The 9,316-nt window shown below is 76.3% G+C and carries 5 protein-coding genes; 2 read left to right on the forward strand and 3 right to left on the reverse strand.

The window, feature by feature from the left end; genetic code table 11:
* The 3 genes from HLB15_RS20570 to HLB15_RS20580 all read right to left on the reverse strand — a co-directional run.
* A partial coding sequence (locus HLB15_RS20570; protein ID WP_171108159.1) for an ATP-dependent helicase occupies window positions 1–2,632 on the reverse strand: 2,632 nt, incomplete at its 3' end.
* Window positions 2,629–5,874 carry an ATP-dependent helicase gene (locus HLB15_RS20575; RefSeq protein ID WP_171108166.1) on the reverse strand — a complete coding sequence of 1,082 codons (3,246 nt, stop codon included), beginning with the start codon at window positions 5,872–5,874 and terminating at the stop codon, window positions 2,629–2,631. The genes HLB15_RS20575 and HLB15_RS20570, both read right to left, overlap by 4 nt.
* Window positions 5,875–6,027: 153 nt before the next feature.
* Window positions 6,028–6,999, reverse strand: coding sequence for a DUF3152 domain-containing protein (locus tag HLB15_RS20580; RefSeq protein ID WP_171108161.1), 972 nt, complete (start codon window positions 6,997–6,999; stop codon window positions 6,028–6,030).
* Between the two features lie 203 nt (window positions 7,000–7,202).
* Here HLB15_RS20580 and HLB15_RS20585 point away from each other — a divergent pair, with 203 nt between their 5' ends.
* Window positions 7,203–7,424 (forward strand): DUF3107 domain-containing protein, encoded by a 222-nt coding sequence (locus HLB15_RS20585; RefSeq protein ID WP_171108163.1) that lies wholly within the window; start codon window positions 7,203–7,205, stop codon window positions 7,422–7,424.
* Window positions 7,425–7,788: 364 nt separating this feature from the next.
* A partial coding sequence (locus HLB15_RS20590) for a DEAD/DEAH box helicase (RefSeq protein WP_212760158.1) occupies window positions 7,789–9,316 on the forward strand: 1,528 nt, incomplete at its 3' end.

A 9,316-nucleotide genomic window follows, 5' to 3' on the forward strand; every position in this document is an offset into this window, starting at 1 on the left:
CGGCGGTGGCGCGCAGGACCTCGCGGGCCGTCGGCGGGCCCGCAGCGGCCGCGCGCTCTGTCGTGCCCTCGTCCGAGCCCGGCCAGAGCGCCGTGACCTCCTCGGCGTTGCGCGGGTTCTCGGCGTCCGGCTCCGGCGCGGGCGCCCACAGGTCGGTGCCGACGAGCCCGGCGTCGGCCAGCTCGGCGAGGAACGGGGACACGCCGCGCGGCCTGCTCGCCGTGCCCCACCAGGAGGCCGTGAGGAAGAGCTCGCGGCGCGCCCGCGTGAACGCCACGTAGGCCAGGCGGCGCTCCTCGGCGAGCCGGTGCGCACCGCACGCCGCCTTGAACTCGTCGCGCAGCGCGACGAGGTCCTTGGTGTCCGACGCGTGCTCCCAGTCGAACCGCGGCAGGTCGTCGGCGTCGCCGCGCAGGTGGTACGGCAGCTCACCGAGGTCGGACAGCCAGCCCGACGACGACTCCCCCGACCGTGATCCCTTGTCCCACGTGGGGAACGCGCCGTCGGCCAGGCCCGCGACGGCCACCACGTCCCACTCCAGACCCTTGGCGGCGTGCGCGGTGATCACCTGCACGGCGTCGGGGTCGGGCTCGTGCACGGGCATGTCGAGCCCGCGCTCGCGCTCGCCCGCGACACCGAGCCAGGCCAGGAACGCGCCGAGCGTCGCCGTGTCCGACGACTGCGCGAACGATGCCGCCACGTCCCGGAACGCGTCGAGGTGCTCCCGGCCGCGGTCGCTCACGGCTCCGCCGACCCCGGCGCCGGTCAGCGCGAGTGCCGTGGCGGACTCCACGTCGAGGCCCAGCGCGCGCTCCGCCTGGACCACGAGCTCGGGCAGCGAGAGGTAGGTGAGGCCGCGCAGGTCGCGCAGCAGGCGGGCCAGGGCCGAGAGCCGCCGGTGGGCGTCGGGCGACAGCGTCCGACCGTCCCGCGCGGGCGTCCCGAGCGGCGGCAGGTCGTCGAGCGCGTCGATGATCGACCGGTGGTCGGTGACGTCGCCCTCGACGACGCGGAGGTCGTCCTCGGCGTCCGGTCCCGGGCCGGGGACGACACCCTGCTCCGCGCCGGTACCCGCCCCGGCCCCGCGGCGCGGGTCGTCGAGGCGCGCCAGGTCGGCCGCCCACGACCCCAGGGCGTGCAGGTCGGCCGCGCCGAGGTTGAGACGCGGCCCGGTGAGCAGGCGCAGCAGGGCGTCGCCGCGGGAGGGGTCGTGCGCGGCCTGCAGCAGCGCGACGACGTCGACCACCTCGGGCGTGGTGAGCAGGCCGCCCAGGCCCACCACCTCGACGGGCAGGCCACGTCGGCGCAGCGCGACCTCGAGCGCCGGGAACTGGGCCCGGGCACGGCACAGCACGGCCGCCGTCGTCCGGCCCTCCGGGTGCGCACCCGACCGCCAGCGTTCGGCGACCCACTCGGCGGCGGCCTCGGCCTCCTCCTCCAGGGTGGCGGTGACGTGCGCGGACACCGCGCCCGTGCCCGCACCGGGGCGCAGGTCGAGCGGGGGTACCTCGACGGCCCCCGCCTCGGCACGCAGCGGCCCCGAGACGACGTTCGCCGCGGCGAGCACCGCCGCGTCGTTGCGCCACGACGTCGACAGGTAGTGGACGACGGCCGGCGCGCCGTCGCGGTGCGGGAACCGCGCGGGGAACCGGGCGAGGCCACCCGCCGAGGCCCCGCGCCAGCCGTAGATCGACTGGTGCGGGTCGCCGACGGCCGTCACCGGGTGCCCGCCGCCGAACAGCCCGGACAGCAGCTCGACCTGGGCGTAGGAGGTGTCCTGGTACTCGTCGAGCAGCACCACCTCGAACCGTGCACGCTCCGCCGCCCCCACGAGGGGCACCTCGCGCGCGAGCTGCGCGGCGAACGCGACCTGGTCACCGAAGTCGAGCGCCTCGGCGATGCGCTTGCGGCGCCGGTACTCGACCACGAGGTCGACGAACCGGGCCCGCTCCGCGACCGACCCGATGAGCTTGTCGACGTCCTTGGTGCGCTTCTTCTGCCGGGGGCCGAGGGGCAGCGACTCGAGGTGCTCGGCCATCTCGGTGAGCCTGTCCCGTGCCTCGGCCGGGTCCACGAGGTGCTCGCCCAGCGCACCGGACAGCGCGACGACGGCCGCCGTGACGGTGCTGACCGCCTTGTCGGTGCCGAGGTCCTCGTCCCAGGACTCGACGACCTGCGAGGCGAGCTGCCACTGCTCGGCCTGGCCGAGCAGCCGCGCGCTCGGCTCGACGCCGAGGCGCAGGCCGTGGTCGGCCACGAGCGAGGCCGCGTACGCGTTGTAGGTGGCGACGGTCGGCCGGTCGAGGTCCAGGCCCGCGAGCGCCTCGCCCGACTCCTCGCCGAGCGCCCGGTTGAGCTGCGCCAGCCGAGTCTGGACGCGTTGCGTGAGCTCGCCCGCCGCCTTGCGCGTGAACGTGAGGCCGAGCACCTGCTCCGGGTGCACGAGCTTGTTGGCGATGAGCCAGACGACACGGGCGGCCATCGTCTCCGTCTTGCCGGACCCCGCCCCGGCGACGACGAGGGCGGGCTCGAGGGGCGACTCGATGACGCGGACCTGCTCGTCGGTGGGTTCGGGGCGCCCGAGCAGGCGGGCGATGGCGCGCGCGGACAGACGGATCTCCGGCTCGGTCACTCGACCACCTTCCGGCCCTCGGGCTGCAACGGGCAGGAGCGCCGCACGGGGCACACCTCGCACAGGTCGTTGGCGCGCGCGGCGAACCGCGCGGCGGCCATGGTGTCGGCGGCGCCCTCGACGGCGTCGCGTGCCCAGCTCCCGCCCTCCTCGTCCGGGGCGAGCGCCGGCTGGTCGCGGATGCTCGCCGAGACGGTGTCCGTCCCGACGTACACGAGGTGCGCACCCTTGCTGACCGTCCCCTCCGGCAGGTCGAGCGCGCCCTCCTCGACGGCGAGCTGGTAGGCGCCGAGCTGCGGGTTCTCGGCCGCCTTGTCCTTGCTCGCCGCCGTCTTGCCGGTCTTGAGGTCGGTCACCGTCACCGCGCCGTCCCCCGCGTCCTCGACCCGGTCGACCTGGCCGCGCAGCCGGGCCCTGCCCACGCGCAGGTCGAAGTCGGCCTCGACGAGGAGCGGCTCGCCCGAGGCGGCGAGGTAGTCGGCCAGCCGCTCGACCATCCGCTCGGCGCGCTTGCGGAGCTGGCGCGACGGCCAGCCGTCGGGCAGCGCGAGCTCGGGCCAGCGCCGGTCGAGCTCCGTGCGGAGGTCCGTGAGCGAGCCCTTCGGGTGGGTCTGGGCGATCGAGTGCAGCAGGGTGCCCAGCGTCTGGTGGGTGGCGTCGGGCGCGGTGCCGCCCGCCGCCTCGAACGCCCACCGCAGGGCGCACGTGGTGACGGTCTCGACCTTGGACGGCGAGACCGTCACGGTCTCGCGCTCGCCCCACAGCGGCACCTCGCTCGACACGCCGGCCACGCCGTACCACGTGGTCGGGTCGGCCTCGGCGACGCTCGCCGCCGCCAGGTCGGCCAGCAGCGCGGCGGCGGGGTGCTCGGGGGTGGTGGTGCCCGCGGCATCGGCCCGCCCGGCCGCCGCGCGCACGAGCTCGGACCGGGCGGCGGCCACCACGCCGCGCAGGTCGAGGGGCGGGCCGACCGGGACGCGACGCGGGTCGGGCCCCTCCCCGCCGTCGTTCCGCGGCGCGACGAGGTCGCAGAAGACGCTCGGCGCCTCCTCCGTGTCCTCCACCGCCGTGACCAGGAGCCGGCGCCGGGCCCGCGAGACCGCGACCGCGAAGGCGCGCAGCTCGTCGGTGAGCACCTGCCGCCGGGCCTCGGAGCCCACGACGCGGCCGTCCTGCGACCGGCCCGCGATCAGCTCGACCAGCGCCTGCGAGCCGAGCAGGGAGTCACGCAGGCGCAGGTCCGGCCAGACGCCGTCCTGGACGCCCGCCACGACCACGACGTCCCACTCGCGACCGGCCGCGCCCGCGGGCGTGAGCGCCTCGACGGCGCCGGTGCCCTGGGCCGACGCGGCGAGCGAGTCCGCCGGGAGGTCCTGCGACGCGAGGTAGTCGACGAACGCGGCGACCGGTGCGCCCGGCATCCGGTCCACGAACGTCTCGGCGGCGCGGAACAGGGCCAGCACGGCGTCGAGGTCACGGTCCGCCCGCAGACCTGCCGGGCCGCCCGCCAGCGCGGCGGCGCTCCAGCGCTCCGCGAGGCCGGTCGCGGCCCAGACCGCCCAGAGCACCGTCTGCGCGGTGGCCCCTGGCTGGGCGGCGGCGTCGCGCCCCGCGGCGAGCACGCGGGCGACCGCGAGCGGCCCGCGGCGCACCGGCGCCGGCAGCAGCGCGGCTCGGGCCGGGTCGGCCAGCACCTCGACGAGCAGCGCGTCGGACGTGCGCCCGCCGCCTGCCGTCAGCTCCTGCGCGCGCAGCGCGCGGCGCAGCCGACGCAGGGCCACGGCGTCCAGCCCGCCGATCGGCGAGACGAGCAGCAGGGCCGCCGTCTCGGGGTCGAGCGCCTGCGGCGTGCCGTCGAGCTCGTCGGCGATCAGCGCCTCGAGGCTGCCCCGCGGCGCGCCCGCACACGTCCGGACGGCCGCGAGCAGCGGAGCCACGCCGGGCTCGTCCCGCAGCGGCAGGTCCGACCCGAGCAGCGCGACGGGCACGGAGGCCGACACGAGCTCACGCCGCAGCGCGCTGAGCCGGGTGCCGCTGCGCGCGACGACCGCCATCCGCTCCCAGGGAGTGCCGCGCAGCAGGTGCTCGGCGCGCAGCTCGCGCGCGATCCAGGCCGCCTCCTGGGCCGCGCCGGCGAGGACGGCGACCTGGACGGCGGGCGGCTGGTCCGACGCCGGCTGGTCCGACGCCGGCTCCTCCTGCGCGGGCGTCCCCGACGCGGGCCGCGCCGTCGCCCGCCGGTGCACCGCGCTCGCCGAGACCGGGATGCGGTCGGTCACCGCGCGGGTGACGGCCCGCAGCTCGGGCTCCTGCCGCCAGACCGTGCCGAGCACCACGGTCTCGGCGTCGAACGCACCGAAGTCGCCCGCCGGCGCGGCGGCGCGGCCGGTCAGGCCGGGCGCGGCCCCGCGGAACGTCTGGACGGCCGAGTCCGGGTCGGAGAGCAGCACGAGGCGCGCTCCGTCACCGTGCACCACGTGCAGCAGGCGCGCGGTCGCCGCCGTGGCCTCCTGGTAGTCGTCCACCACGACGAGGTCCCACGCCGGCCGCGGCGCCCCTGGCACCTCGTCCTCCCAGGAGCGCAGGGCCTGGGCCGCCTCGTCGATCACGACGGCCGGGTCGTAGCGGGGCCCGGCGTCGGGCGTGGCCAGGCGCAACGCCATGGTGTCCAGGTACTCCTCGTAGAGCTGGGCGGCCATGACCCACTCCGGGCGCTCGTGCGTGCGCCCCAGCTCGTCGAGCTCCACCGGACCGAGCCCACGCTCGGCCGCGCGCATCAGCAGGTCGCGCAGCTCCTGGCGCAGGCCGCGCAGCCCGAGCGAGTCCTGCGGCAGCCCGGCGGGGAGCGTGAGCGGACGCCCCTCCCCCGCCACGTGCCCGGCGAGCAGCTCGGCGAGCACGAGGTCCTGCTCAGGCCCCGAGACGAGGGTCGGAGCGGGCAGCTCCAACGCCGCCGCCCGCCGGTGCAGCACCGCGAAGGCGGCGGAGGACGCCGTCCGCACCATCGGCGCACCGACCGTGCGCCCCGCACGGGCGGCGACCTCGTCACGCAGCCGCGCGGCCGCGCGCCGGGAGGAGGCGAGGACGAGCACGCGCTCGGGCCGGGCGCCGCCGGCGAGCGCCCGCACCGCGATCTCGCACGCGACGGTCGTCCGGCCCGAGCCCGGCGCCCCGAGGACCAGCGTCGCGCGCCGCGCGAGCGCCGTCTCCACGGCGACCTCCTGGCTCGCGTCGAGACGCACGGGGGCCGAGCCGCCGGAGGACTGCCCGGGCGGCGCGAGCCGTGGTGCGAGGGCGAGGGTCGGTGTCACGCGGACGATGGAATCACGAGCCACTGACACTCCCCGCGGCCCCGCGCGGGAGTGCGACAGATGTCCGTTTCGCCGGTTCCGGGCTCAGCGTGCCCCGGGCGCGGGCCACGGCTCGGGGACGCACCCGCTCGTCGTCGTGGTCTGCTGCACCATCACGGTCGCGTGCTCGCCCTCGCCGGCACACAGGTCGTGCCGGTGCCCGATGACGTGCCCCACCTCGTGGTTGACCAGGTACTGCCGGTACCGGCGGGTGTTCTCCCACGCGCTCGACCCGGTGGCCCAGCGCTTGAAGTTGAGCACCGCGGTCCCCTCGATGCCGCACGACAGCTCGCCGATCGTGTCCAGCGGGAGGCACAGCTCGTCGGTCGTGCCGGGGCTCGCCAGGACCACGCGCACGTCGTAGCGGTCGGAGTCCGTCCACGCGAACGTGGAGCCGTCCGCCGCGTTCCACCCCCGCGGGTCGTTGAGGGTGTCCAGCACCGCCTCGGCGAAGACCTGCCGGTCCACCGGCAGCCCCTTCTCGACGGCGACCTGGACCCGCCAGACCTTGCCCTGCGCGGGGGCGGGCCGGGAACCGCGCGCGATGAGCAGGCGGCCGGACAGCTTCTCCCGGACGGCGGGCCGCGCGCCGACGATGCCCGAGCCCGGTTCTGCCGTCGGGCCGGGGCCGGCGGACGGGTGGGCGGACGGGGCAGCGGACGCCGGGCGCGGCGAGGGCGGGGCGGACTTGCGCGTCACCGGCTCGCCGGGCGTCGTGGCCGGTGCCTGCGCCGTGACGGAGTCTCCGGCGACCTCGAGCCCTGCTCGCGTCCCGTTCGCTGCCTCCTGCGCGGACTCGGGCGGCGAGGTGCGCTCGCCCGCGCGGGCCGCCTCGTAGGCGTCCCGCACGACGTCGGCGGCACCCGTGCCGAGGTTGTCCTCGACCAGGCCTGCGACCGCGGAGGCGGAGGCGTCCGGCTCGGCCGACACCGTGACCGCCACGCCGGCGCCGAGGCCCAGCGCGAGGCACACGCCGAGCGTCACCGCCGCGCGCCGGGGAGAGGTCGGACCACCCACGCCGTCCATGGTGCCACGCACGGCCCCCCGTGCCCATGGGCCGTCCGCAGCGCCTGCCGGACCGCCTGCCGCATCGCCTGCGGATGCCTGTCGGCTCACGGCGAAACCGTGGGCCGCCGGTCGTGCCGCGTGACTAGGATCGACTGGCCGGGTCCCCGTACCAGCGGGCACACGGCGCAATCCCCGACCGAACTGGAGTAAACGTGGACGTCACCATCGGTGTGCAGAACCTCACGCGCGAGGTCACGGTCGAGACGGAAGAGAGCGCTGACGCCGTTGCGGCCGCCGTCAAGAAGGCCCTGGGCGGCGACCCGCTCGAGCTCACCGACTCCCGTGGCCGCAAGGTGATCATCCCCGGCAGTGCCATCGGCTATGTCGAGATCGGCTCCGAGGAGCAGCGCAAGGTCGGCTTCGGCGCGGTCTGACCCGCGGCGTGGCGGGCCGGCACGCACCGCGCCGCCCGCCACGCGCCCACCGCACCGCGCCCACCGCACCGCGCCCACCGCACCGTGCCATCCGCAACCGCGCCACGACGTGGCGTTCGTTACTGCGGCGCACTTCTTCGCGGTTCGCTTACCACGCGGAAACATCCTGCGCGTACCATGACTGGCGTACATGGTTGCCCGGTCGTCTCGTTCCGACCCCGATCCCGTGCCCGGCCTCACCCCGAGGCTCACGCGCGGGATGCGCAGCCGGGGCCCCTGGTCCCTGGCGCGCGCTGATTTCCACGATCGGCTGCCGCACCCAGGCGCGATCGCCGGGCCATGAGGGCCCACCGCGCCGCGAGAGATGAAGGCGCCAGTGACTACCACAGACACCTCGGCCGCGAGCGCGGCCACCGTCAATCCCGAGCCCACGGTCGGCTCGGGCCCCGACTACTCCAGCCCGTCCGCCATCCAGGCGCAGAACGTGACGTTCGCGGACTTCGGCGTCCGCCCCGAGATCGTCGACGCGCTCAAGGACGGCGGCATCACCCACCCGTTCCCCATCCAGGCCATGACGCTGCCGGTGGCGATGAGCGGGCACGACATCATCGGCCAGGCCAAGACCGGTACGGGCAAGACGCTGGGCTTCGGCGTCCCGCTGCTGCACCGCGTGGTCGCACCGGGCGAGCCCGGCTACGACCAGCTCGTGGCGCCGGGCAAGCCGCAGGCCGTCGTCGTCGTGCCGACGCGCGAGCTCGCCGTCCAGGTCGCCAACGACCTGGCGACGGCGTCCGCCCGCCGGTCCGTGCGCATCGTGCAGGTCTACGGCGGCCGTGCCTACGAGCCGCAGATCGAGGCCCTCAAGGCGGGCGTCGACGTCGTCGTCGGCACCCCCGGCCGCATGATCGACCTCCTGAACCAGGGCCACCTCACGCTCCTGCGGGCCGGGACGGTCGTGCTCGACGAGGCCGACGAGATGCTGGACCTCGGCTTCCTGCCCGACGTCGAGAAGATCCTCGCCCGCACGCCCGCGCAGCGGCACACCATGCTGTTCAGCGCGACCATGCCGGGTGCCGTCGTCTCGATGGCGCGCCGCTACATGAAGCAGCCCACGCACATCCGCGCCGCCGAGCCGGACGACGAGGGCGCGACCGTCAAGAACATCAAGCAGGTCGTGTACCGGGCGCACGCGCTCGACAAGGTCGAGGTGCTGGCCCGCCTGCTGCAGGCGGACGGCCGTGGCCGCACCATCGTGTTCGCGCGCACCAAGCGCACGGCGGCCAAGGTCGCCGACGAGCTGCAGAGCCGCGGGTTCGCTGCCGGCGCCATCCACGGCGACCTCGGCCAGGGCGCCCGCGAGCAGGCGCTGCGCGCGTTCCGCAACAGCAAGATCGACGTGCTGGTCGCCACCGACGTCGCCGCCCGCGGCATCGACGTCGAGGACGTGACGCACGTCGTCAACTACCAGTGCCCCGAGGACGAGCGCACCTACCTGCACCGCGTGGGCCGCACCGGCCGCGCGGGCAACAAGGGCACCGCGGTCACCTTCGTGGACTGGGACGACGTGCCGCGCTGGTCGCTCATCGACAAGGCCCTCGACGTCGGCTTCCCCGAGCCGGTCGAGACCTACTCGACCTCGCCGCACCTGTACACCGACCTGGGCATCCCCGAGGGCACCAAGGGCCGGCTGCCGAAGTCCGCGCAGCACCTGGCGGGCCTCGACGCGGAGGAGCTCGAGGACCTCGGCGAGACCGGCAAGCGGGCCGGCGGATCGCGCTCCGGGCGGTCCGGCCGCTCGGGCGGGCAGCGCTCCGGCGGCCGCCAGGGCGGCTCGCGCCCGGCACGCGGCGAGGGCTCCTCGGCACGGCGCGACGCCGGGCCGGCCGACGGCT

Source organism: Promicromonospora citrea (assembly GCF_013004695.1).
GTDB classification, from domain to species: domain Bacteria; phylum Actinomycetota; class Actinomycetes; order Actinomycetales; family Cellulomonadaceae; genus Promicromonospora; species Promicromonospora citrea.